Genomic DNA, 245 nt, shown 5'->3' with positions numbered 1-245 from the left:
AATGCGGCCTGCTGGAATTCGTCGGCAGCACCGGCGGCCGCGGCAGCGCCGGCTGACGCCCGCCTCAGCCGGCAGCGCGCTGGATCGCCAGCGCGTCGTCCAGCAGCGCCGCCGCGGTCACCTCGGCGCCGGCGCCGGGGCCCTGGATCACCAGCGGCTGCGCCGGATAGCGGTCGGACCAGATCGCCACCTTGTTGTCGGTGCCGCCGCCGCCGATCAGGGGATGCGCCGCGTCCAGCGCGGCC

At 76.7% G+C, this 245-nt stretch carries 1 protein-coding gene; it reads right to left on the bottom strand.

Features of this window, described 5'->3' with window-relative positions:
- Nucleotides 1-64: 64 nt before the first annotated feature.
- A partial coding sequence (locus MTCD1_RS20010; RefSeq protein ID WP_200818706.1) for a hypothetical protein occupies nt 65-245 on the bottom strand: 181 nt, incomplete at its 5' end.

Source organism: Colwellia marinimaniae (assembly GCF_002207865.1).
Taxonomy (GTDB): Bacteria; Pseudomonadota; Gammaproteobacteria; order Enterobacterales; family Alteromonadaceae; genus Colwellia; species Colwellia marinimaniae.
Note: the sequence above shows the minus strand (reverse complement) of the source record. Positions and strands in the feature narration are given on the sequence as shown.